We start from the raw sequence: 22,365 nt of genomic DNA, 5'->3' as shown, positions 1-22,365 counted from the left end.
GTCGTCAGCCGCGGCCGGAGAATCATACTTAGGTTTGCGCGCCGTCGGATGCCTGCTTGACCCCGAGGATCTGCGCCATCCTGACCAGGTCAGGCAACGACTTCGCCGCCATTTTCCGCATGATGTGCCCGCGGTGTATCTTGACCGTGATCTCGGCGACGCCGATTTCGGCGGCGACCTGCTTGTTCATCAGTCCCGCGGTGACGAGGCTCATGATCTGGCGCTCACGCGGGGTCAGGGTCGCGAAGGCTGCGCGCAGGTTCGCGAGCGCCCTGGCCTCATTGCGGCGCGTTCTGTCGCGTTCGATCGCGGTCGTGACGGCATCCAGCATGTCCTGATCGCGGAACGGCTTGGTCAGGAAGTCGACGGCTCCGGCCTTCATGGCTCTGACCGTCATCGGGATATCGCCATGGCCGGTCATGAAGATGATCGGAATATGAATGTCGGCCTTGGCCAGCTCAGCCTGGAAGTCCAGGCCGCTCAGCCGGGGCAGCCTGATGTCCAGGATCAGGCAGCTCGGAACATCGGGGAGCTTGTGCTGGAGAAATTCATGGGCCGACCCGAACGCGGCGGTGCGCAGGCCGACCGACCGGAAAAGATTGCCCAGCGAGTCTCGCACGGACGCGTCGTCGTCGACGACGAACACGATCGGCTCGTTGTTCGCGAGAGCGGGAGACGATGCCGCGTGTCCAATCACCATGCATGATCCTCCTGACGCAGCGGCAGGGTGAACTGGAACGTCGTGCCGGGGCCGATATTTCTGGACATGGACAGGCGCCCCCGGTGGGCTTCGACGATCGAGCGACAGATCGACAACCCCATTCCCATGCCGCTGGCTTTGGTGGTGTAGAAGGCGTCAAACAGCCGCTCGGCATGCTCTGTCGCAACCCCGACACCACAGTCGGTGACCGTGACCAGGATCTGCCCGGCATCGTCCTGGCGGGTCCGGACCACGAGCTCCCGTGGCCTGTCCGAGACCGGCTGCATGGCCTCGATGCCGTTGACGACGAGGTTGAGGATGACCTGCTGCAGCTGGACGCGGTCGGCGACAACGGGCGGGAGCGCGGGAGCGAGGTCGAGCTGCAGGGATACAAGGTGGCTCTGTAGCTCGTGCTGCACCAGGCCGATCACCTGGTTGATGGCTTCATTGATGTCGAGCGGCGCCATCTGACCGGTTGTCTTGTTCACTAGCGCGCGGACGCGCTGGATGACCTCGCCCGCCCGGTTGCCGTCGCTGATGATCGACCTGACCGCTCCGCGCGCTTCATTCAGATCGGGAGCCGCACGGTTGAGCCAGCGCAGGCATGCCGCGGCGTTGGCGACCACGGCGGCGAGCGGCTGGTTCACTTCATGGGCGATCGATGCAGCGAGCTCGCCGAGTGCGGTCACGCGCGTGACGTGCGCGAGGTTGGTCTGTGCTTCATGCAATTCTGCCTCGGCGCGCTTGCGGGCGGTCACGTCGGTGACCGCTCCGATGAATTCGGTGTCGCCCGAGGGGGTGGTCACCGCGTGCGCCCTGGCGTGAACATATTTGATCGCGCCGTCCAGCATCTGCAACCGGTAGCCGTGCTCGAAGTCCTTGCCGTCGAGCGAGACGCGGTCGATGGTCCGTTGCACGCGGGTGCGATCATCCGGATGGATGCGTTGAAGGACCGTGGCATGCTTGATGGAAGGCGCCCTGTCGAATCCGAAGATCCTGAACGTCTCTTCCGACCAGATCACCTCACCGCTGGCGACGTGCCAGCCAAAGCTGCCGGTGTGGCTCAATCGCTGGGCTTCGCTCAGGTACATTTCGCTCTGCAGCAGCGCGTTTTCGGCCTGTTTGCGCTCGGTGATATCCTCGCATGCGATCAGCACGATCAATCGATCGTCCTGCCGCCGCACGGCCTTGGCATTTTCACGAACCCAAAGTCCTGAGCCGTCCTTGCGGACCTTCCGGATCTCCCAATTGTGGGTCTGGCCGATGTTGTCGAGGCACGCCGCGACGTTGCGCTGCACCGCTTGATGGTCTTCGGCGGCAAAGACCCGCAGCACGGATTGCCCGAGCAATTCGTCGACGGTGTAGCCGAGTTGCGCCGCGCCGAACGTGTTGACCGACAGCACGAGACCCGTCGCGTCGACCATGAAGTACATGACCGGGTTGTGCTCGAACACCTCCTTCCATTGCGCTTCGCTGTTGCGCAGGGCCTCTATTGCGCGCTCTTCGCCGCTGACCCGGCCGCGCAACATGGCTTCCATCTGCCTGTGGGTGCGGCCCACCACCCCCATCATCAGCAATGCGGCGGCAAGCGAGGCGATCAGCAGCGCCAGCGCGATCAGATGGGCGGAAGCGGCAGGCTGCGGACCAAGCAGCAGCCCAATGCAGGTTGCGGCCAAAGCCAGCACCATGCCGCCGAGCAGCCATTGCTCGGCCGACCAGGACCTCGTGGTCGGGATGCGCATCATCGGCAGCACCAGCACTTGGCCGTCCAGCACTTGGCCATCATGGGCCGCGCTGCGTCGCTAGGTGACCGCTATCATCAGCGGCGACAACGTCGCCCTCCTTACAAACTGCACATTAGCAGCTTTCTCGACGTCCGAACCGGATCGTGGGGGCGATTTTTGGCGATCCACTCGCATCGCGTGAGATCGCGCGGAAAGCGCAATCGTCAGACCAACGCAGGCCCAGGTTGCGGCTAAACCAAAGTATGTCGTCCCCATCCGAATGTAACGGCTGGATCAACCTCCGTTCAATGGCCCGTTTCCTCCCGCTGGCTACGCTTATTGGGTAACTCGATGACAGTAGAGGCCTCCGGGGTTCAGCAATCGTCAATCCGAGACGGGAGATTGAAATGCCCAACACGCGCCTGCATCTGATCCTTTGTTCCGACGATGTCGGGCGCGAGACCACGCCTCAGAGGCGTAACCGCAGTTTCCAGCCCTTCGTGATCGATGGCGGCAAGCAAGCCGCCAGCGGGCCGGCCGGCAACCCCTGGATCGATCTGCTCGACGTCTTCGATTTGGGCGCTGTGCTCTGTCAGGCGAGCTACCTGGCCTTGCTGGGGGCGAGCCTCGCGACGCTGCAGTCGCAATTGAACGTGCCGGATCCAGGATCGTAGCCCACTCTGGATCCAAGTCCGGCAGGCTGCCGGGACCGACGCGCTGGCTGCTCACGCCTGGGTCGCGCAAAACGGGTCCGACAACAGCCTCCGTGAGAGCCCGGAATCCACTCCCCGTCTAGCCCCGGCCCTGATGGATTCCGGGCTCAGTTTCTCCGTCGTCATTCCCTGATGCGCAATTGCGCATCTGAGGGCTCGCGAAGCGAGAGCCCGGAATCCATTTCACCGCAAACGGGAGGTCCGATGGATTCCGGGTTCAGCCCTGCGGGCTGCCCCTGAATGACGGATAGAGGATAGAGGGGAGTCGGCCGCTACGCCGCCGGCTTCGCCGCCTGGTCCTCGCTCGACAACAGATGCAGCAGCGCGCTCTTGATCGCGGCCTGCCGGGTCGGCGCGGTGATCTGGGCGCCGAGCAGGTCGGTGACATAGAACACGTCGCGGGCGCGCTCGCCGAAGGTCGCGACATGCGCCGAGGCGATGTTGAGATTGAGTTTCGAGATCGCGGTGGTCAGCTGGTAGAGCAGGCCGGGGCGGTCGAGACCGGAGACCTCGATCACGGTGTAGCGGTCGGACCATTGGTTGTTGATGGTCACTTCGGGCTCGACGATGAACGGCCGTGCCTTGCTGCGCACCGCGCGCTTGGCCACCGCCTCGGGTAGCCTGAGCTTGCCTTCCAGCACCTGCTCGATCATCTCGCCGATCCGCGTCGCGCGGCGGCCCTCGTCATCGTCGCGGTCGTACTCGCGCGAGATCGAGATGGTGTCGAGCGCGCGGCCGTCGGTCGTGGTGTAGATCTGCGCGTCGACGATGTTGGCGCCGGCCGAGGCGCAGGCGCCCGCGATGATCGACAGCAGCCAGGGATGGTCGGTCGCGAGAATCGTGAGCTCGGTGACGGCACGGACCTCGTCGAATCCGACATTGATCGCGAGCTTGTGGCCGGCCTGCTCGCTGGCACGGATGAAGCGCGCCTGGCGGATCTTGCGTTGCAGCTCAACCTTGAGCCAGTAGGCCGGATAGTGCCGGCCGATATAGGCGTTGAGCTCGACCTCCGGCCATTCGGTGAAGGCGCGACGGAACTCGGCCTGCGCCACCGCGATGCGCTGGGCGCGGTTGACCTCGGAGAAGCCGCCAGTCAGCACCGGCTCTGTTTCATAGTACAGCGTGCGCAGGAGCTGCGCCTTCCAGCCGTTCCAGACGCCCGGGCCGACGCCGCGAATGTCGGCGGTGGTCAGGATCGTGAGCAGCTTCATCTGCTCGACCGACTGCACCACAGCGGCGAAATTCTCGATGGTCTTGCGGTCCGACAAATCGCGCGATTGTGCCACCGTCGACATCGTCAGGTGCTCCTCGATCAGCCACGCCACCAGCTCGGTGTCGGCGGCCGAGAACCCGAGCCGCGGGCACAGCCGCCGCGCCACCTTGGCGCCGGCGATCGAGTGATCTTCCGGCCGGCCCTTGGCGATGTCGTGCAGCAGGGTTGCGATGTAAATCACCGGGCGATGTTCGGGACGGATCTTGCGGAACAGGTCGCTGGCGACCGTGAACTCCTCATTACCGCCGCGCTCGATGTCCTGCAGGTAGCCGATGCAGCGGAGCAGATGCTCGTCCACCGTATAATGGTGGTACATGTTGAACTGCATCATCGAGACGATCTTGCCGAAGGCGCGGATGAAATGGCCGAGCACGCCGGTCTCGTTCATCCGCCGCAGCACGGTCTCGGCATCGTTCGAGGTTAGGATCTCCATGAACAGGCGGTTGGCTTCCTCGTTGTCGCGGAGCTGGGTGTTGATCAGCTTCAGCGAGCGGGTCACCGTGCGCATCGCATCGGGATGGAAGGCGAGGTTGTTCTGCTGCGCGAGGCGGAAGATCCGGATCAGATTGACCGGATCGTGCTTGAACACATCAGGGGCGGCGAGGTTGATGCGGTTGTTGTCGACGATGAAGTCGTCGCTGCCGGCCACCCGCCGCCGCTTGGCGCCGGGCCGCAGCCGCGCCACCATCCGGCTCAGCACCGGCGCCGGCTTGTTGTGCTCCTCCTCGAGCTTGGCGCACAGGATCGCGGTGAGATCGCCGACGTCCTTGGCGATCAGGAAGTAGTGCTTCATGAAGCGCTCGACGTCCTGCATGCCGGGATGCGAGGTGTAGCCGAGGCGGACCGCGATCTCGCGCTGCATGTCGAACGACAGACGCTCCTCGGCGCGCCCTGCAAAGAAGTGCAGATTGCATCGGACCGACCACAGGAAGTCGGCGCAGCGGCGGAAGGTGCGGTACTCCTGCGAGTCGAACACGCCGCGTTCCAGCAGCTCGTCGGTCTCGCGCACGCGGTAGACGTATTTGGCGATCCAGAACAGCGTGTGCAGGTCGCGCAAACCGCCCTTGCCGTCCTTGACGTTGGGCTCGACCAGATAGCGCGACTGGCCGGCGCGGCGATGCCGCTCCTCGCGCTCGGCAAGCTTGGCGGTGACGAATTCCGCCGCGGTGCCCTGCACCACTTCCTTGTCGAAGCGTTCAACCAGCTCGTCGTAGAGTGGCTGGTCGCCAGTCAGAAAGCGCGTCTCCAGGATCGCGGTGCGGATCGTCATGTCGCCGCGCGCCTGGCGGATCGATTCATCGACCGAGCGCGTGGCGTGGCCGACCTTCAGCCCCATGTCCCAGAGGCAATAGAGGATGGCTTCGGCGACCTGCTCGCCCCAGGCGGTCTGCTTGTAGGGCAGGATGAACAACAGATCGATGTCGGATTCCGGCGCCATCAGCCCGCGGCCATAGCCGCCGGTCGCGACCACGGCCATGCGCTCGGCGCCCGAGGGGATCGGCGAGTGATAGAGATGCCGGGTCGCCGCCGCGTAGAGGATGCGGATGATCTCGTCCTGCACGAAGCACAGTCGTTCCGCGCAGCGGCGGCCGTGGCGGTCCTTCAGCAGCAGCGTCTGCGCCGTGGCGCGCGCGGCGATCAGCTCGGCCTTGAGCAGTTGCGCCATCGCGGCGCGGAACTGGTCCTCGCGGCCGGCGTGCTGTTCGGCGAGTGCATTGACCGCCGCGGTGATCCGCTCGGTCTCGAAACGATCATCCGCTTCAGGGCGGACTTCGGCTACGACGCTGTCCATACGTTCTTCCGATATCGGACGGAGCTGTTGCTGTCACTGACCAAAGTATTACGACAGCAGCTCCATGCTCTCCTGACGACGCCGTGAGCAAGATCGTTCTCGCGCCGTCGCCTAAAGGGTAGAGATTTTCTCGTTGACCGCAAGGCTAACTCATTGAATTAGAAGACTGTTTATTAATCAACCCGAGGGGATCGACCAATGCAGAAATTTTCCCGGCGCGCTTTCGCGACGCTGTTCGCGATCTCCGCGTTGCTGCCCGGCGCGGCGCTCGCCGCCGATACGCTGAAGGAGATCCGGATCGACTGGGCGACCTACAATCCGGTGTCGATGGTCCTGAAGCAGAAGGGGCTGCTGGAGAAGGAATTCGCCAAGGACGGCATCAGCATCGTCTGGGTGCAGTCGGCCGGCTCCAACAAGGCGCTCGAATTCCTCAACGCCGGTTCGATCGATCTCGGCTCGACCGCGGGCTCGGCCGCTTTGGTTGCCCGGATCAACGGCAACCCGATCAAGTCGATCTATGTCTATTCGCGTCCCGAATGGACTGCACTGGTCACCACCAAGGACTCCAAGATCGCGTCGGTCGCCGACCTCAAGGGCAAGCGCGTCGCGGTAACGCGGGGCACCGACCCGCACATCTTCCTGGTCCGCGCGCTGCTCGGCGCCGGTCTGACCGAAAAGGACATCACGCCGGTGCTGTTGCAGCACGCCGACGGCAAGACCGCGCTGATCCGCGGCGATGTCGACGCCTGGGCCGGCCTCGACCCGATGATGGCGCAGGCGGAGGTCGAGGACGGCGCCAAACTGTTCTACCGCAAGGCCGACGCCAACACCTGGGGTATCCTCAATGTGCGCGAGGAGTTCTTGAAAGCGCATCCGGATATCGTCCGTCGCGTGCTCGCCACCTATGAGGAGGCGCGGAAATATTCGCTGGCGAACTATGACGAGCTGAAGAAGACCTTCATCGCGGTCACCAAGCTGCCCGACGCCGTGGTCGACAAGCAGCTCAAGGAGCGCACCGAGCTGACCCACAGCCGCATCGGCGCTCCCCAGCGCGAGTCGATCCTCGCCGCCGGCCTCGCGTTGCAGCAGGCCGGCGTGATCGATGCCAAGACCGACGTGAAGGCCGCGCTCGACAGCCTGATCGACGATCAGGTCCCGTTGCCCACCAACTAGCCACCGTCGCCAAACTAACTCCGTCGTCCCGGACAAGCGAAGCGCGATCCGGGACCCATAACCACAGGGCGTTGTTGTTGAACAAGGCCTTGGCTCCAGCTTTCTCTCTCGCCACGGCCTGTGGTTATGGGTCCCGGCCTTCGCCGGGACGACGTGGATAGAGCGGAGTCCGTTCCCCCATCTTGCAATCCCGCCGGAAGAATAGTTCTTGCTATGGCCATGACCGTCGACCTGCCTGCGCTGGAACAGACGGCCGCGCCGCGTGCGGCGGCGGCGCGATGGTCGCGTTATGCGCGCCCGGTGCTCGGGCTCGTGCTGCCGGTCGCGCTCGCGCTGGGCTGGGAACTCATCGTTGCTCTCGGCTACTCCAACGGCCGCCTGGTGCCGCCGCCGTCGAAGGTGTTCGAGACCATCGTGGCGCTCGCCAAAAGCGGCGAGCTGTCGCGCCATGTCCTGGCGACGCTCTGGCGTGTCGCCGCGGGCTTTGCGCTCGGCGTCGCCGCCGGCACCGTCATGGGCGCGATCTCCGGCTACTGGGGCCTGGCGCGGAGGCTGCTCGATCCGACCGTGCAAGCCTTGCGCGCGATCCCTTCGATCGCCTGGGTGCCGCTGTTCATCCTGTGGCTCGGCATCTTCGAGACCTCGAAGGTCGCGTTGATTGCGGTCGGCGTGTTCTTCCCGATCTATCTCGGCGTGATGGGCGCGATCCTGTCGGTCGATCGCAAGGTGGTCGAGGTCGGTCGCGTGTTCCGGCTGTCCGGCTTTGCGATGATCCGCCGCATTCTGCTGCCTGCGGTGTTGCCGGCCTATGTGGTGTCGCTGCGGGTCGGGCTCGGCTTGGGGTGGATGTTCGTGGTCGCCGCCGAATTCATGGGCGCCTCCGAAGGACTCGGCTATCTCTTGATCGACGGCCAGCAACTCGGCAAGCCGGCGCAGATCCTCGCCGCGATCGTGATCTTCGCGATCTTCGGCAAGCTCACCGACTGGCTGATCGAGGTCGCGACGGCGCCGCTGCTGCGCTGGCAGGATGCGTTCGGCGCGCGGGGAGGGCAGTGATGCTGGCGCTGAAGGATGTCGGCAAGACCTATCCGAACGGGGTCCACGCGCTGGAGCGCTTCTCGGCCGAAATCCAGCCCGGCGAGATTGTCGCGATCATCGGCGGCTCCGGTTGCGGCAAGTCGACCTTGCTGCGCGCCATCGCCGGCCTCGATCGCGCCAGCACTGGCAGCGTGACGCTCGACAACGCGGTGATCACGTCGCCGCACGCCGAGATCGGCATCATCTTCCAGGAGCCGCGGCTGCTGCCCTGGCTCACCGTCGCCGACAATATCGGCTTCGGTCTCGCCGACCTTCCGGCTGATGTGAGGCGCGAGCGGGTCGCGGCGGCGCTGGCCCGCGTCGGCCTTGCCGACAAGGCCGCCGCCTGGCCGCGTGAGCTCTCCGGCGGGCAGGCGCAGCGGGTCGCGATCGCCCGCGCGCTGGTGCCGCAGCCTGAAGTGCTGCTGCTCGACGAGCCGTTCTCGGCGCTCGATGCCTTCACGCGGCGCGACCTGCAGGACCATCTGCTCGATCTCTGGGCCGACACGCGGCCGACCCTGATCCTGGTCACCCATGACGTCGATGAGGCCGTGGTGCTCGCCGATCGCGTGCTGGTGATGCGGCCGCGCCCGGGCCGGCTGTTCGAGCAGATCACCATCAATCTGGCGCGGCCCCGCGACCGCAAATCGGAGCTGTTCGACACCTTCAAGCGCCGCGTGCTGACCGCGCTCGACCGCTCGCTGGACCGTTCGGTGCGTGACGTCACGGACAAATCCAGCGCCGGCGAGGCGATGTGGTGGTGACATCGGCGCTATAAGGCCTTACATCGGAATAAAGAAGAACAGCCGGGAGCAGAACCATGGACTCCGCCGAACTCCGCGCAATGCAGGCTCCGATCAAGGAGCGTTACAAGACCGATCCCCAGGCCGCCGTGATCACGTTGAAGGCCAAGGGCACGATCGACAACGAAAGCCTGTCCTGCAAGGTCGAAACCGGCCGCGCGCTCGCGGTCGCCGGCCTGCACCCGGCGACCGGCGGCTCCGGGCTCGAGCTCTGCTCCGGCGACATGCTGCTTGAGGCATTGGTCGCCTGCGCCGGCGTCACGCTGAAATCGGTCGCGACTGCCGTCGAGGTGCCGCTGAAGGTCGGCAACGTGTTCGCCGAGGGCGATCTCGATTTCCGCGGCACGCTCGGCGTCGACAAGGAGGCCCCGGTCGGCTTCCGCGAGATCCGCCTGCGCTTCGACGTCGGTACCGACGCGCCGCAGGACAAGCTCGACCTGCTGCTGAAACTCACCGAGCGCTATTGCGTGGTCTATCAGACCATCAAGAACGGCCCGAAGGTGTCGGTCACGATGCAGCGGGTCTAACGCGTCGTCCCGGCGAAAGCCGGGACCCATACGCCGTGTCCTCTCGGTTCAAGCCGCGCTGTCCGACGGCTTTCGCTCCTCACGCCCATTCGTGGTTATGGGTCCCGGCCTTCGCCGGGACGACGCTCGATGTCCCCCGAACTCCACTTCGTCCTGCTCCTCGTGCTGCGCATGGCGGTTGCGGCCGCCTTCGTGGTCAGCGCGTCCATCATCACGGAACGTTCGGGGCCGGTGATCGGCGCACTGATCGCCACCCTGCCGATCTCGGCCGGGCCGTCCTACACCTTCCTTGCGCTCGACCATGACGCCGCCTTCATCGCTGAGGGCGCGCTGTCGAGCCTGCCGGTCAATGCGGCCACGATCTTCATGGGCCTCACCTATGCGGTGCTGGCGCGGCGCCGCGGCATGTGGATCAGCGCGGGCTCGGCGATCGCGTTGTGGCTCGTACTGGGCACCATCATCCGTCAGTTCGCGTGGACGCTTGCCGGCGGCTTGATCCTCAACGCCATTGCGTTTGCGATCTGCATTCCGCTGCTCAAGCCCTATCGACACGTAGCGAAAATGCCGCTGATCGCGCGGCGCTGGTACGACATTCCGCTGCGCGCAGCGCTGGTCGCGAGCCTGGTCGGCACGGTCGTCACTGCGTCGACCTGGGTCGGCCCGCGCGTCACCGGCGTGATCGCGCTGTTTCCGATCGTGTTCTCCTCGATGATGCTGATCTTGCATCCGCGGATCGGCGGTCCAGCCACCGCCGCCGTGCTCGCCAACAGCGCCTGGGGCCTGCTCGGCTTCGGTCTCGGCATCGCTGTGCTGCATGTCGCGGTCGCGCAATTCGGCTCACCCATCGGCCTCAGTTGCGCGCTCGCCACTTGCATCGCCTGGAATCTGGCGCTGTGGCAGCTCGGGCGAAGGAAGAAGGCGCGAGCCTAGCCGTCATTGCGAGGAGCGCAGCGACGAAGCAATCCATCTGTCCGCGTATGTGGATCGATGGATTGCTTCGCTTCGCTCGCAATGACGAGTGAGACATCCGTAGCCCGGATGAAGCGCAGCGCAATCCGGGGCGGTTGTGCAACGGAGAGAGCGGCCCCGGATTTCGCTTCGCTGCATCCGGGCTCCGCGGCTACTGCTTCGGCAGTTTCGCCCGCAACGCATACAGCGCATCGAGCGCTTCGCGCGGCGACATCTCGTCGGGGTGTAGCGCCTTCAGCGCCTCGACCAGTAAATCCACCTCGCTCGGCGGCGGCTTGTCCTCACTTGCAGCGCGGGAGGGGACGGCGAACAGCGGCAGGTCGTCCGCCAAGGCGCGCGCGGTCTGGCCGCGGTCCTGGGCTTCGAGTTTCGCCAGCACCGATTTGGCGCGGGTGATCACCGCGGGCGGCAGGCCGGCGAGCTTGGCGACCTGGATGCCATAGGAGCGGTCGGCGGAGCCCGGCAGCACTTCGTGCAGAAACACGACGTCGCCCTGCCATTCCTTGACCCGCACCGTGGCGTTGAACATCCGTGGCAGCTTGGCCGAGAGCGCCGTCAGCTCATGATAGTGGGTGGCAAAGAGCGTGCGGCAGCGGTTGCTCTCATGCAGATGCTCGATCGCGGCCCAGGCGATCGACAAGCCGTCGAAGGTCGCAGTGCCACGGCCGATCTCGTCGAGGATGACGAGCGACCGCTCGCTGGCCTGGTTCAGGATCACGGCGGTCTCGACCATCTCGACCATGAAGGTCGAGCGTCCGCGCGCCAGGTCGTCGGCGGCGCCGACGCGCGAGAACAGCCGATCGACGATCCCGAGCCGCGCCCGCGATGCCGGCACGTAGGAGCCGATCTGCGCCAAGAGCGCGATCAGCGCATTCTGGCGCAGGAAGGTCGATTTACCGGCCATGTTCGGACCGGTGATCAGCCAGAGCTGGCCGGACTTCTGTCCCGGCGCCGGCGACAGGTCGCAGGCATTGGCGATGAACGGTTGCCCGTCGCGCTTCAGCGCCTGCTCGACCACCGGGTGGCGGCCACCCTCGATCGCAAAGCCGAGCGAGCCGTCGACGTCGGGCCGCACGTAATTGTCGTCGATCGCCAGTTTCGCCAGCGAGGTCGCGACGTCGAGCATCGCAAAGGCATGCGCGGCGTTGCGCAGATCGTCGCTGGCGGCGAGCGCCAGCGCGCTGAGCCGTTCGAAGATCTCGAGCTCGAGATTGAGCGCGCGCTCGCCGGCATTGGCGATCTTGGCCTCGGTCTCGCCGAGCTCCGAGGTGGTGAAACGGACCTGCCCGGCGAGCGTCTGGCGATGGATGAAGGTCGCATTCAGCGGCGGCGCGAACAGCTTGTCGCCGTGCTGCGCGGTGACTTCGACGAAATAGCCAAGCACGTTGTTGTGCCGGATCTTCAGCGTCTTGATGCCGCTGTCCTCGGCATAGCGCGCCTGCATCGCGGCGACGACGAGGCGCGAGGCATCGCGCAAATTCCGGCTCTCGTCGAGCGCGGCGTCATAGCCTTCGCGCACGAAGCCGCCGTCGCGCTTGATCAGCGGCAATTGCTCGGAGAGTGCCCGGGTGAATTCCCGTGCCAGATCGCGCGAGGGACGTTGCAGCGCCGCCATCACGGTCGACACTTCGGCCGGCGGATTGCTGAGCTGCGCGAGCAGCTCCAGCGCCTGGTCGGCGGCAAGGATGCCATCGCGCAGGCTGGCGAGATCGCGCGGGCCGCCGCGGCCGACCGAGAGCCGCGCCAGCGCGCGCGACATGTCGGGCGCCGCGCGCAGCACGGTTCTGACGTCCTCGCGCGCCGCGGAATCCGCGACGAAGGCGGAGACCGCATCGAGCCGCCGCGCGATCACGGCAACATCGGTGAGCGGCGCGGCAAGGCGCTGCGCCAGCAGGCGCGAGCCTGCTGCGGTGACGGTGCAGTCGATCGCATCGAGCAGCGAGCCGCGGCGCTCGCCGGCGAGCGTCCGCGTCAGTTCGAGGTTGGCGCGGGTCGCCGGGTCGATCGCCATCGTGGTGCCGGCAGCCTCGCGCGCCGGCGGCGACAGCGGCGGACGTTTGCCGACCTGGGTGCGGTCGATATAGGTGACGGCCGCGGCAGCAGCCGTCGCTTCCAGCCGCGACATTGCGGACAGGCCATCCATGGTCGCGACCGCGAAATAGTCGCACAGCCGCCGCTCGGCGGTGGCGCTGTCGAACACGTCGCGGGTCAGCGGCGTGACCGACGGCAGCTCGCGCAAGGTCGGTGCGAGCTCGTTGTCGCTATAGAGCGCGTCGGTGACGATGGCCTCGTTCGGATTGATCCGCGCCAGCGTCGCCGCAAGCTCCGCGGTCGCGCACTCCGTCACCATGAATTCGGAGGTCGAGATGTCGATCCAGGCAAGGCCGAGACGATCCGCGCCGGCCGAGCCGCGGGCGCGCGCGATCGCGATCAGGTAATTGTTGGTGCGGGCGTCGAGCAGCGTGTCTTCGGTCAGCGTGCCCGGCGTCACCAGCCGCACCACGCCGCGGCGGACCACGCTCTTGTTGCCGCGGGCCTTTGCCTCGGCCGGATTTTCGGTCTGCTCGCACACCGCGACGCGGTGGCCGGCGCCGATCAGGCGATGCAGATAGTCCTCGGAACGTTCGACCGGAACGCCGCACATCGGGATGTCCATGCCCTGATGCTTGCCGCGCTTGGTCAGCACGATGCCGAGCGTCTTCGAGGCGATCTCGGCATCCTCGAAGAACAGCTCGTAGAAATCGCCCATCCGGTAGAACAGCAGCAGGCCGGGGTGGGCGGCCTTGATCTCCAAGTACTGTTCCATCATCGGCGTGACGCGCGACGGCGCCTCGGCGGCAGTGGCTTCGGGCGGAACGGGGATGGGCTGCTGAATGGTCATGAGGTGGCGGAAACTACAGAATTTCGCCATGCGGTCCTATCCGCGAAGGCGGAGTTTTCCACCCTGTCCACGGTGCCATTATGACAGCCCTCACGGTAATGCGTGCAGGGCGGGCAGCCACGTCAATTGACCTGCCGCGGGCACGCTCCTAAAACTCCCCTCAAGTTCCAGCCGACCCAGCGCCTAAGTCGCGGCATTCAGGGAGAGATTCAATGCGTGATGTGTTCATTTGCGATGCCGTCCGGACACCGATCGGCCGTTTCGGCGGCTCGCTCGCCAAGGTGCGCGCCGACGATCTCGCGGCGGCCCCGATCAAGGCGCTGATGGCCAAGCACCCGACGCTCGACTGGAATCAGGTCGATGAGGTCTATTTCGGTTGCGCCAACCAGGCCGGCGAGGACAACCGCAACGTCGCGCGCATGGCGCTCCTGCTCGCCGGCATGCCGGAATCGGTTCCCGGCCAGACCCTGAACCGGCTCTGCGCCTCCGGTCTCGACGCGGTCGGTGCGGCGGCCCGCGCCATCCGCGCCGGCGAGATCGATTTCGCAATCGCGGGCGGCGTCGAATCCATGACGCGCGCACCGTTCGTGATGGGCAAGGCCGCGGAGGCCTTCTCGCGCTCGTCCGACGTCTACGACACCACGATCGGCTGGCGCTTCATCAATCCGTTGATGAAGGCGCAGTACGGCGTCGATGCGATGCCGGAGACCGGCGAGAACGTCGCCGAGGAATTCCAGGTCTCGCGCGCCGATCAGGATGCGATGGCGATCCGCTCGCAGCAGCGCGCGGGTACCGCGATCGCGTCGGGCTATTTCGCCGAGGAGATCGTGCCGGTCCAGGTTCCCGGCGGCAAGGCGGGCCCGATCACTGTCGACAAGGACGAGCATCCGCGCCCGGAGACCACGCTCGAAGCTCTCGCCAAGCTGAAGCCGATCGTGCGCAATCCGGGCACGGTGACCGCTGGCAACGCGTCGGGCGTCAATGACGGCGCCGCCGCGATGATCCTTGCGTCGGAAGCCGCTGTGAAGAAGCACGGCCTGACTCCGCGCGCAAAAATCCTCGGCCTCGCCTCGGCCGCGGTGCCGCCGCGCATCATGGGCATCGGCCCGGTGCCGGCGACGAAGAAGCTGGTCGAGCGGCTCGGCATCAAGGTGTCGGACTTCGATCTGATCGAGCTCAACGAGGCCTTCGCTTCGCAAGGCATCGCCTGCCTGCGCCAGCTCGGCGTCAAGGAAGACGCCGATTTCGTCAATCCGCATGGCGGCGCGATCGCGCTCGGCCATCCGCTCGGCATGAGCGGCGCGCGGCTGGTTTTGACCGCCGTGCACGGCATGGAGAAGCGAGGCGGGAAGCTTGCCTTGGCAACTATGTGCGTCGGGGTCGGCCAGGGCGTTGCGGTCGCGATCGAAAAACTGAACTAATCCAATAGCTTGGCGGGGCTGAAAACAGCCCTTCCCCAATTTGGTTATGCATTATAATGATCTGAAGTGGGCTCGCGGGGCGCGCGGGCCGCGGAGGAATTCGCCATGACCCTGTTGTATCCGCTGCAATCGCTTGCGGCCCATCCGGCGCGGCTGTCGCCGGACTATCGCTCCACCGTGAAGCGCTCGCCCTCGAGGCCGCTGATCCCGATGCGGCACACGCTCTCCGAGCTGACCGGTCCGGTCTATGGTCACGAGACGGTGCGCGCGCACGACAATGATCTCACCATCCAGGCCAAGGGTGAGCCGCTCGGCGAGCGCATCATCGTGCATGGACACGTGCGCGACGAGGACGGCCGCGGCGTGCCCAACACGCTGGTCGAGCTGTGGCAGGCCAATGCCTGCGGCCGCTACATCCACGTCGTTGACCAGCATCCGGCGCCGCTCGATCCGAATTTCACCGGCGCTGGCCGGACCCAATCCGATGCATCCGGCTACTACAAGTTCATCACCATCAAGCCGGGCGCCTATCCGTGGGGCAATCACCACAACGCCTGGCGGCCCGCGCATATCCACTTCTCGGTGTTCGGCCACGCCTTCGTCTCGCGTCTCGTCACGCAGATGTACTTCCCCGGCGATCCGCTGTTTCCGTTCGACCCGATCTTCAACTCGGTGACCGACGAGAAGGCGCGGGCGCGGATGATCTCGTCGTTCGATCTCGAGAACACCAAGCCGGAATGGGCGCTGTGCTATCGCTTCGATATCGTGCTGCGCGGCCGCAACGCCACGCCGATGGAGACCAAGTAACGTGTCGAACCAGCGTCCTGATGGAATCACGCCCTCGCAGACCGTCGGCCCCTATTTCAAATACGGCCTGACGCCGAACGGCGAGTATGAATGGAACGATGCCTTCACCAGCAATCTCCTGACGCCTGACGCCTCGGGCGAGCGCATCCGGGTCGAGGGCATCGTCTATGACGGCGACGGCGCCGTGATCCCGGACTGCATGCTGGAGATCTGGCAGGCCGATAGCCAGGGCCGCTTCTCCGATCCGCAGGATGCGCGCGCGCTGCCGAATTCCTCCTTCAAGGGTTTTGGCCGCTGCGGCACCGACAAGAGCGGTTACTATTCGTTCGACACCATCAAGCCCGGCGTGGTGCCTGACGCCGATGGCAAGCCGCAGGCGCCGCACATCGTGCTCGCAGTGTTCGCGCGCGGCATGCTGCTGCACCTCTACACCCGGATCTACTTCGATGACGAAGCCGGCAACGCCGGCGATACCGTGCTCGCGCTGGTGCCGGCCGATCGCCGCGCCACCTTGATCGCCAGGCGCAAGGCAGGCTCCGGCAACACCTACACGTTCGACGTTCGCCTGCAGGGCGACAACGAGACCGTGTTCTTCGACGTCTGATCGGCCGCTCTCAGGTCGCGACGGCCGGCTTGAACACGGCAAGCGGTGCGGGATCGCGGCTCGGCGGCGGCGGGACCTTGCCGTCGATGTCGGTAAAGCCGTATTCGGCCGCGAGCTCCGAGGCGAGCAGGATCTGCCCGCTCTTGGCCATCATCTCGGGATCGCCGGCGAGTGCGGCGACGGCGCGTCCGGCGAACAGCGGTGTCTCGCCGCGCTCGGCAATCAGCTTGGCGAGCGCCGGCGGCACCCGGTCGGGCTGCGCCGCAAGCTTCTCGCTCTTGATGTAGCCGGGCCAGATCGAGACCGCGGCAATGCCGAACGGCTTCAGCTCATGCGCCATGTCGCGCGCCATCCGGTCGACGCCTGATTTCTGCACGCCGAACGGAACGTTGAACGTGTACCTGACGCCGCCACCCGACGAGGTGTTGACGATCAGGCCGCGCGCTTGCGGCAGCATCAGCGGCACGGCGAATTGGCTGGCGACGAAATGCGAGCGCAGGCCGACGCGATGCATGGTGTCCCACAGCGAGGCCGGGACCTGCCAGAACGGCACATTGACCGGCATCACGTTCGGCGCCGCGAACACGTTGTTGACCAGCACGTCGAGCCGGCCGTGGTCGCGCCGGATCAGGTCGAACACCTCCTGCACCGAACCGTCGTCGGAATGATCGCACAGCAGGCCGATGCCTCGGCCGCCGGCCTCGTCGATCGCGGCGATGGTCTCATCCAGCGAGCCGGGCCATTCCGATCCGCCGCTGTTGCGCGTGCGCGCCGTGACGATCACGGTCGCGCCGTCCTCGGCGAGGCCGATCGCCACGCCCTTTCCAACTCCGCGGCTTCCTCCCGTCACCAGCGCGATGCGGTCCTTGAGGCGTCCCTTGGTCATGCGATCTCCCGATATGGCTTCTTTGGAAGATATCTTGACAAGAATCTTCCTAGGAAGATATTAAGCGCAGAACGTCGAAGGCGTCAACCAGGGAGGTTTCGCGATGGTCACCAGGGAAGAGAACGAACTGCTGTGCCGCGTCACGGGTGACGCGCCGATGGGACGGATGCTGCGGCAGCATTATTGGCTGCCTGCCGTGCTTTCGGTGCGCGTGCGCAAGGGCGAGGCGCCGGTCCGCGTCAAGCTGTTCGGCCGCAACTTCGTGGCGTTCAGGGGCAAGGACGGCACCGTCGGCTTCCTCGACGAGGCCTGTCCGCACCGCGGCGCCTCGCTGGCGCTGGCGCGGGTCGACGACTGCTCGCTGACCTGCCTGTTTCACGGCTGGAAGATCAATGCGCACGGCGAGGTGCTTGATGTTCCCAACGAGCCGAACAACCCCAGGGAGTTCGCCAAGACCGTCAGGGCGAAAGCCTATCCGGTGCGGGAAGGCGCCGGGCTGATCTGGGTCTGGCTCGGCGAGGGCACGGCGCCGCCCGCGCCCGACTTCGAGTGGATGGATCTGCTGCCGGACCAGGTTTACGCGGCCGGCATCGAGCTCAATGCCAACTGGCTGCAGGGCGTCGAGGCCACCATCGATTCCTCGCATGTCGCGCTGCTGCACCAGAGCTGGACCGCGACATCGTCGACCGATTTCGGCGCCACCCGCGTCAACACCGAAGTCGGCTACGAGTTCGAGAAGAAGTCCTATGGCTTCCGTGCCGCGGCGCTGCGCACGGCGCCGGATGGATCGTGCCTCGCGCGCGTCACCGAGTTCGTGATGCCCTATTACGGCCTGATCGCGCCGATCTTCTCCGGACCGCAGCAGGATCGCACCGCGATCATCGCGGTGCCGATCGACGACGAGAACCTGATCCAGTGGTACATCTTCTATAATCCGGAAAAGCCGGTGGATTCGTGGCGCAAGGTGCAGCGCGCCAACCAGTGGCCGATGGCCGGCGGCCTGCCGGGCGATCAAAGCACCAATTGGGGCCAGAACCGCCAGATCATGGATGCCGGCAACAGCACCGGTTTCCACGAAATCGTCATCGAGGATTTCGTGGTCATGGTCAGCATGGGGCCGATCGTCGACCGTTCGCAGGAATATCTCTGCTCGGCCGACCAGGCGATCGTCAGGGTGCGCCGGCAATTGCTCGACGAGGTGCGCGGCTTCATGGCCGGCAAGGCGCCGAAGAGCGGCCAGAGCGAGACCATGTCCTACAAAGACATCCGCGCGGTTGGTGGCCGGCTCGCCTCCGCCTCCGAGGATTGGCGGCAGATTCCCCGCTGATCGGAAGCCCGGGCGCGGCCGTGTCCGCGCCCATCTCCCTCCATTGGCCCCGGAGAGGTCATCCCATGACTTTGCAAGAATCGACCTGGCACCATCTCTGCGCCGCCGCGAAATTGTCGGAAGGCGAGCCGCTGGGCTTCAAGGTGGGCGACCGCCGCGTCGCGCTCTACAAGGTCGACGACGACATCTTCGCAACCGACGACGTCTGCTCGCACGCGTTTGCGCTGCTGTCATCGGGATTTCTCGAAGGGCACGTGATCGAATGCCCGCTGCATGGTGCGATGTTCGATGTCCGTGACGGCAAATGCCGGTCGACTGCCTACAAGGACATCGCGGCATTCAAGGTCGAGATCCGCGACGGCGAGATCTATGTGCAGCTTGACGGCGGCACCGTGCTGGAAGCCGCAGGCGTCGGCGGTGCGGACGTCAAACCATGAGCGGCCTCGTCGTCGTCGGTGCCTCCTATGCCGGCCTTCAGGCGGCCCTCACCGCGCGCGACGCGGGCTATGTCGAACCGGTGACCGTGATCGCCGACGAGCCCGCGCTGCCCTATCAGCGCCCACCGCTGTCAAAGGATTTTCTGCTCGACGAGATCGGCGGGCAGGGTCTCTTGATGCACGACGAGGCTATTTTCGCCGACAACAAGATCGAACTGCGTCTAGGCCACCGCGTCGTCGAGATCGATCGCAATGCAGGCCGGGTCGCGTTGGCCGGCGCCGCGACGTTCGACTTCGACAGCCTCGTCATCGCCACCGGCTCGCGTGCGCGGAAGATCGCAGTCCGCGGCGCCGACCTCGACGGGGTCTGCTATCTCAGGTCGATCGCCGATGCCGTCGACCTCAAGGTGCGGCTCGGCCAGGCCTCCGAGATCGTGATCGTCGGCGGCGGCTTCATTGGTCTCGAGGTCGCGTCCTCGGCAGCGAGGCTCGGCAAGCGGGTGACGGTGATCGAGGCGGCATCGCGTTTGCTCGAACGGGCAGTGTCTCCGGCGGTGTCGCGCTTTTTGCTCGATGTTCACGCCCGGGCGGGCGTCGCGGTGAAGTTCGGCACGGCCGTTTCGGCAATGATCGGAGATGGCGGACGGGTTGCGGCGGTCGAGCTGAACGGCGGCATCCGTCTTGGCGCGGATCTCGTCGTCGTTGGCATCGGCGGCATCGCCAATGATGAGCTCGCCGCCGCAGCAGGGCTCGAATGCGCCAACGGAATTGTAGTCGATGAGAATGGACGGACGGCATACCCCGGCATCTATGCCGCCGGCGACTGCGCCAATCACTACAGCCGGTTTGCCGAGGGCTGGATCAGGCTGGAGTCGGTTCAGCACGCGCAGGACCAGGGAAGGACGGTCGGGCTTGCGATCGCTGATAGCCACGAGCCCTACGACAGCGTGCCGAGGTTCTGGTCGGATCAGCACGATCTCAAGCTCCAGACCGTTGGCCTCGCCGCGCGCAGCGACCGCACTGTGATCCGCGGTGCGATCGAAGCCGGCCGGTTCTCCGTGTTCAACTACCGGCAGGGAAGACTGGTCGCGGTCGACAGCATCAACAATCCCGGCGACCAGATGGTGGCGCGGCGCCTGATCGCAGCCGGCATTTCGCCGACACCGGAGCAGGCCGAAGACGGCTCATGCGATCTCAAGTCGCTCCTGAAACGCGGTGACAAGGCAGTCGCCTAGTGTTGCAGGCAGCGGCAGCTAGTCCGCTGCCGCAAGCCGGCCGGGCTTCTTCGGCGCCTTCACGGTTCTGACGGCGAGCAGCTTGCGCAGGCAGCGGTCGAGCATGGCGAGCTCCGCCTTGGTGAGCCCGCTCGCCTCGGTCACGCCTTCAACTACTCTCGCGACCTCGGCAATGCCGCGGTCTGCGGTCGCAAGGCCCTTGGCGGTGAGGCGGACCAGCTCCGAACGGCCATCATCGCTGGCCGAGACGCGCAGGACGAAGCCGCCTTCCTGGAGCCGCGCCACGCGCTTGGTCATGGCACCCGATGTGACGAGGAGCGCGCGGAACAGGTCGGTCGGGCGCAACTCGTACGGCTTCCCCGAGCGCCTGAGCGCCAGCAATACGTAAAGCTCGCCGGTTTGCAGGCCGACGGCTTTCGCGATCTGCTGCAGGCGCAATTCGTGCAGCTGGTTGACGCGCTCCAGCCGCAGCAAGGTGCAGGCCGCGGCGAGGTCGAGGTCCGGGCGCTGCGCCAACCAGGCGGCTTCGATGTCGTCGTAGAGGGTGCTGTCGGGCGTGGGCTGCTTGATCGCAGGTTCGGCGCGGCGTGACACGCTGCTCTTCTTCATTCCTTCCAATCCTCTTCCCACGCCAACGGCGCCGGCATCATGCGTCCCGGCAATTTAACACCGTCGAACTGACGTGTCGCCCCGCAAGTACCTCGTCTCGCTGCAAGCCCCACACCTCGCGCCGCGGAACGGCCAATTGCCGCCTTCGTTCCGGTTGACATTTATCTTCCTAGGAAGAATATTCCGAGTAAGAAAACAGGGAGGAGCCTCATGCGCGGACTTCGCGCGATTGTCTTGTTCGCAGCTTTCGTGGCCGCCTGTGGCCCGGCCAAGGCGGCCGAGACCGAACTGATCCTCGGCCAGACCATGCCCTATAGCGGGCCGGCGTCGGCGCTGAGCGCGGTCGGCAAGGTGCAGACCCGCTATTTCCGGATGATCAACGATCGCGGCGGCATCAACGGCCACAAGGTCAAGCTGATCTCGCTCGATGACGGCTACAGCCCGCCGAAGGCCGTGGAGCAGACGCGCCGGCTGATCGAGAACGACGAGGCGGTCGCGATCTTCGGCAGCATGGGGACGGCGCAGAATGCGGCGGTCCAGAAATATCTCAACGCCAAGAAGATCCCCCAGTTGTTCGTGTTTGCGGCCAGCGAGCGCTTTGCCGATCCGAAAACCAGCCCCTACACTATTTCGGGGATGACGTTGTTCAGCACCGAGGCTGCGATCTACGCGCGGCTGGTGGCCGAGCACACGCCGGCCTCGCGCGTCGCCGTGCTGTACCAGAACGACGACTATGGTCGCGAGTATCTGCGCAGCTTCAAGGCCGAGCTGGCCCGGCTCGATCCCAAGGCCGAGATTGTCGCGGCCTCGCCCTACGAGGTCACGTCGCCGACGGTCGATTCGCAGGTCGTTGCGCTCGCCAGCACCAATGCCAACGTCTTTCTCAATGCGTCGACAGGCAAGTTCACCTCGCAGGCGATCCGCAAGGCCGGTGAGCTTGGCTGGCATGCGCAGCAGTTCCTGCCGATCGGCAGCAACTTCGTGCCGACCATCCTCAAGCCGGCCGGGCTCGAAAACGCCAAGGGCGCCATCTCGGCGACACCGACCAAGTCGGTCGGTGATCCCGAATGGGCCAACGATCCCGCTTATCTGGAGTGGCTGGCCTTCATGAAAAGATACTATCCCGAGGGCGATATCGAGGATCAGCTCAACTTCACCGGATGGAATGTCGCGGTCCTCATGACCAGGGTCATCGAGGCCTGCGGCGATGATCTGTCCCGGCAAAACATCATGAAGCAGGCGACCGCGCTGAAGAACGTTGCGCTTCCGGGCCTGATCCCGGGCATCACCGTCAACAGCAGCCCGGACGATTATCGCCTGATCACCTCGCTGCGGCCGCAGCGTTTCGACGGCGAGCGCTGGGTGCCGATATCAGGCGTCATGGCCGCGCAATGAGTGTCGGCCGAT

General features: G+C 65.6%; 19 protein-coding genes. 13 read left to right on the top strand and 6 right to left on the bottom strand.

All coding sequences use genetic code 11. From position 1 onward, the window contains the following. Window positions 1-28 precede the first annotated feature (28 nt). Both ACE103_RS41395 and ACE103_RS41390 read right to left on the bottom strand, forming a co-directional pair. Window positions 29-700: a response regulator transcription factor gene (locus tag ACE103_RS41395; RefSeq protein ID WP_375777638.1), complete on the bottom strand. Its 672-nt coding sequence runs from the start codon at window positions 698-700 to the stop codon at window positions 29-31. Next, on the bottom strand, window positions 694-2,460 hold the full coding sequence (locus tag ACE103_RS41390; protein WP_375777637.1) for a PAS domain S-box protein: 1,767 nt from the start codon (window positions 2,458-2,460) through the stop codon (window positions 694-696). The genes ACE103_RS41395 and ACE103_RS41390 overlap by 7 nt, the downstream gene beginning before the upstream one ends. 371 nt (window positions 2,461-2,831) lie before the next feature. On the opposite strand from ACE103_RS41390, the gene ACE103_RS41385 reads away from it, so the two are divergent. Then, window positions 2,832-3,098 carry a hypothetical protein gene (locus tag ACE103_RS41385; protein WP_375777636.1) on the top strand — a complete coding sequence of 89 codons (267 nt, stop codon included), beginning with the start codon at window positions 2,832-2,834 and terminating at the stop codon, window positions 3,096-3,098. Window positions 3,099-3,409: 311 nt separating this feature from the next. Here the strand turns inward: ACE103_RS41385 and ACE103_RS41380 are convergent, their stop codons facing one another. Continuing rightward, window positions 3,410-6,202, bottom strand: a complete 2,793-nt coding sequence (locus ACE103_RS41380; RefSeq protein WP_375777635.1) for a [protein-PII] uridylyltransferase — start codon at window positions 6,200-6,202, stop codon at window positions 3,410-3,412. Window positions 6,203-6,400: 198 nt separating this feature from the next. On the opposite strand from ACE103_RS41380, the gene ACE103_RS41375 reads away from it, so the two are divergent. The 5 genes from ACE103_RS41375 (at window position 6,401) to ACE103_RS41355 (ending at window position 10,712) form a co-directional block, all read left to right on the top strand. Further along, a complete protein-coding gene (locus ACE103_RS41375; RefSeq protein WP_375777634.1) occupies window positions 6,401-7,375 on the top strand; it encodes an aliphatic sulfonate ABC transporter substrate-binding protein in 975 nt (324 codons plus the stop codon). Between the two features lie 219 nt (window positions 7,376-7,594). Continuing rightward, a complete protein-coding gene (locus ACE103_RS41370; RefSeq protein WP_375781291.1) occupies window positions 7,595-8,431 on the top strand; it encodes an ABC transporter permease in 837 nt (278 codons plus the stop codon). Then, window positions 8,431-9,216 (top strand): ABC transporter ATP-binding protein, encoded by a 786-nt coding sequence (locus ACE103_RS41365; protein WP_375777633.1) that lies wholly within the window; start codon window positions 8,431-8,433, stop codon window positions 9,214-9,216. The genes ACE103_RS41370 and ACE103_RS41365 overlap by 1 nt, the downstream gene beginning before the upstream one ends. A 56-nt stretch (window positions 9,217-9,272) precedes the next feature. Then, window positions 9,273-9,782 carry an OsmC family protein gene (locus ACE103_RS41360; protein WP_100951020.1) on the top strand — a complete coding sequence of 170 codons (510 nt, stop codon included), beginning with the start codon at window positions 9,273-9,275 and terminating at the stop codon, window positions 9,780-9,782. A gap of 129 nt (window positions 9,783-9,911) precedes the next feature. After that, a complete protein-coding gene (locus ACE103_RS41355) occupies window positions 9,912-10,712 on the top strand; it encodes a hypothetical protein (protein ID WP_375777632.1) in 801 nt (266 codons plus the stop codon). Between the two features lie 190 nt (window positions 10,713-10,902). Here the strand turns inward: ACE103_RS41355 and mutS are convergent, their stop codons facing one another. Next, the gene (gene mutS, locus ACE103_RS41350) at window positions 10,903-13,632 is read right to left on the bottom strand and encodes a DNA mismatch repair protein MutS (RefSeq protein ID WP_375781290.1); all 2,730 of its coding nucleotides are present in this window, start codon (window positions 13,630-13,632) and stop codon (window positions 10,903-10,905) included. 212 nt (window positions 13,633-13,844) lie between these two features. Here mutS and pcaF point away from each other — a divergent pair, with 212 nt between their 5' ends. The 3 genes from pcaF to pcaG all read left to right on the top strand — a co-directional run bounded on the left by pcaF (window position 13,845) and on the right by pcaG (window position 16,464). After that, window positions 13,845-15,053 (top strand): 3-oxoadipyl-CoA thiolase, encoded by a 1,209-nt coding sequence (pcaF, locus tag ACE103_RS41345; RefSeq protein ID WP_375777631.1) that lies wholly within the window; start codon window positions 13,845-13,847, stop codon window positions 15,051-15,053. 105 nt (window positions 15,054-15,158) lie between these two features. After that, complete coding sequence (gene pcaH, locus ACE103_RS41340) at window positions 15,159-15,860, top strand: protocatechuate 3,4-dioxygenase subunit beta (RefSeq protein WP_375777630.1); 702 nt, start codon at window positions 15,159-15,161, stop codon at window positions 15,858-15,860. A gap of 1 nt (window position 15,861) precedes the next feature. After that, the gene (gene pcaG, locus ACE103_RS41335) at window positions 15,862-16,464 is read left to right on the top strand and encodes a protocatechuate 3,4-dioxygenase subunit alpha (protein ID WP_375777629.1); all 603 of its coding nucleotides are present in this window, start codon (window positions 15,862-15,864) and stop codon (window positions 16,462-16,464) included. 10 nt (window positions 16,465-16,474) lie between these two features. Here pcaG and ACE103_RS41330 read toward each other — a convergent pair whose 3' ends face one another. Further along, window positions 16,475-17,350, bottom strand: a complete 876-nt coding sequence (locus tag ACE103_RS41330) for an SDR family NAD(P)-dependent oxidoreductase (protein WP_375777628.1) — start codon at window positions 17,348-17,350, stop codon at window positions 16,475-16,477. Between the two features lie 103 nt (window positions 17,351-17,453). On the opposite strand from ACE103_RS41330, the gene ACE103_RS41325 reads away from it, so the two are divergent. The 3 genes from ACE103_RS41325 to ACE103_RS41315 all read left to right on the top strand — a co-directional run bounded on the left by ACE103_RS41325 (window position 17,454) and on the right by ACE103_RS41315 (window position 20,349). Then, window positions 17,454-18,677 (top strand): Rieske 2Fe-2S domain-containing protein, encoded by a 1,224-nt coding sequence (locus ACE103_RS41325; protein ID WP_375777627.1) that lies wholly within the window; start codon window positions 17,454-17,456, stop codon window positions 18,675-18,677. Window positions 18,678-18,742: 65 nt separating this feature from the next. After that, window positions 18,743-19,114 (top strand): non-heme iron oxygenase ferredoxin subunit, encoded by a 372-nt coding sequence (locus ACE103_RS41320; protein WP_375777626.1) that lies wholly within the window; start codon window positions 18,743-18,745, stop codon window positions 19,112-19,114. Continuing rightward, entirely contained in the window at window positions 19,111-20,349 is a 1,239-nt protein-coding gene (locus ACE103_RS41315; RefSeq protein ID WP_375777625.1) for an NAD(P)/FAD-dependent oxidoreductase, read from the top strand. The genes ACE103_RS41320 and ACE103_RS41315 overlap by 4 nt, the downstream gene beginning before the upstream one ends. A gap of 18 nt (window positions 20,350-20,367) precedes the next feature. On the opposite strand, the gene ACE103_RS41310 is transcribed toward ACE103_RS41315, so the two are convergent. Beyond that, a complete protein-coding gene (locus ACE103_RS41310) occupies window positions 20,368-20,958 on the bottom strand; it encodes a MarR family winged helix-turn-helix transcriptional regulator (protein ID WP_375777624.1) in 591 nt (196 codons plus the stop codon). A 210-nt stretch (window positions 20,959-21,168) separates the two neighbouring features. Between ACE103_RS41310 and ACE103_RS41305 the strand changes: the two genes are divergently transcribed. Continuing rightward, window positions 21,169-22,353, top strand: a complete 1,185-nt coding sequence (locus ACE103_RS41305) for an ABC transporter substrate-binding protein (protein WP_375777623.1) — start codon at window positions 21,169-21,171, stop codon at window positions 22,351-22,353. Window positions 22,354-22,365 lie beyond the last annotated feature (12 nt).

The organism is Bradyrhizobium sp. ma5, from assembly GCF_042258955.1.
Classification (GTDB): Bacteria; Pseudomonadota; Alphaproteobacteria; order Rhizobiales; family Xanthobacteraceae; genus Bradyrhizobium.
This window is presented reverse-complemented; position numbering and strand designations above follow the sequence as displayed.

Coding starts and splice junctions, on each gene's coding strand:
- ACE103_RS41360 (WP_100951020.1), top strand. CDS start 9,273: ATGGACTCCGCCGAACTCCGCGCAATGCAGGCTCCGATCAAGGAGCGT.
- ACE103_RS41330 (WP_375777628.1), bottom strand. CDS start 17,350: ATGACCAAGGGACGCCTCAAGGACCGCATCGCGCTGGTGACGGGAGGA.
- mutS (WP_375781290.1), bottom strand. CDS start 13,632: ATGACCATTCAGCAGCCCATCCCCGTTCCGCCCGAAGCCACTGCCGCC.
- ACE103_RS41395 (WP_375777638.1), bottom strand. CDS start 700: ATGGTGATTGGACACGCGGCATCGTCTCCCGCTCTCGCGAACAACGAG.
- ACE103_RS41355 (WP_375777632.1), top strand. CDS start 9,912: ATGTCCCCCGAACTCCACTTCGTCCTGCTCCTCGTGCTGCGCATGGCG.
- ACE103_RS41385 (WP_375777636.1), top strand. CDS start 2,832: ATGCCCAACACGCGCCTGCATCTGATCCTTTGTTCCGACGATGTCGGG.
- ACE103_RS41325 (WP_375777627.1), top strand. CDS start 17,454: ATGGTCACCAGGGAAGAGAACGAACTGCTGTGCCGCGTCACGGGTGAC.
- ACE103_RS41380 (WP_375777635.1), bottom strand. CDS start 6,202: ATGGACAGCGTCGTAGCCGAAGTCCGCCCTGAAGCGGATGATCGTTTC.
- pcaH (WP_375777630.1), top strand. CDS start 15,159: ATGACCCTGTTGTATCCGCTGCAATCGCTTGCGGCCCATCCGGCGCGG.
- ACE103_RS41365 (WP_375777633.1), top strand. CDS start 8,431: ATGCTGGCGCTGAAGGATGTCGGCAAGACCTATCCGAACGGGGTCCAC.
- ACE103_RS41375 (WP_375777634.1), top strand. CDS start 6,401: ATGCAGAAATTTTCCCGGCGCGCTTTCGCGACGCTGTTCGCGATCTCC.
- ACE103_RS41315 (WP_375777625.1), top strand. CDS start 19,111: ATGAGCGGCCTCGTCGTCGTCGGTGCCTCCTATGCCGGCCTTCAGGCG.
- ACE103_RS41370 (WP_375781291.1), top strand. CDS start 7,595: ATGACCGTCGACCTGCCTGCGCTGGAACAGACGGCCGCGCCGCGTGCG.
- ACE103_RS41305 (WP_375777623.1), top strand. CDS start 21,169: ATGCGCGGACTTCGCGCGATTGTCTTGTTCGCAGCTTTCGTGGCCGCC.
- ACE103_RS41320 (WP_375777626.1), top strand. CDS start 18,743: ATGACTTTGCAAGAATCGACCTGGCACCATCTCTGCGCCGCCGCGAAA.
- ACE103_RS41310 (WP_375777624.1), bottom strand. CDS start 20,958: ATGAAGAAGAGCAGCGTGTCACGCCGCGCCGAACCTGCGATCAAGCAG.
- pcaF (WP_375777631.1), top strand. CDS start 13,845: ATGCGTGATGTGTTCATTTGCGATGCCGTCCGGACACCGATCGGCCGT.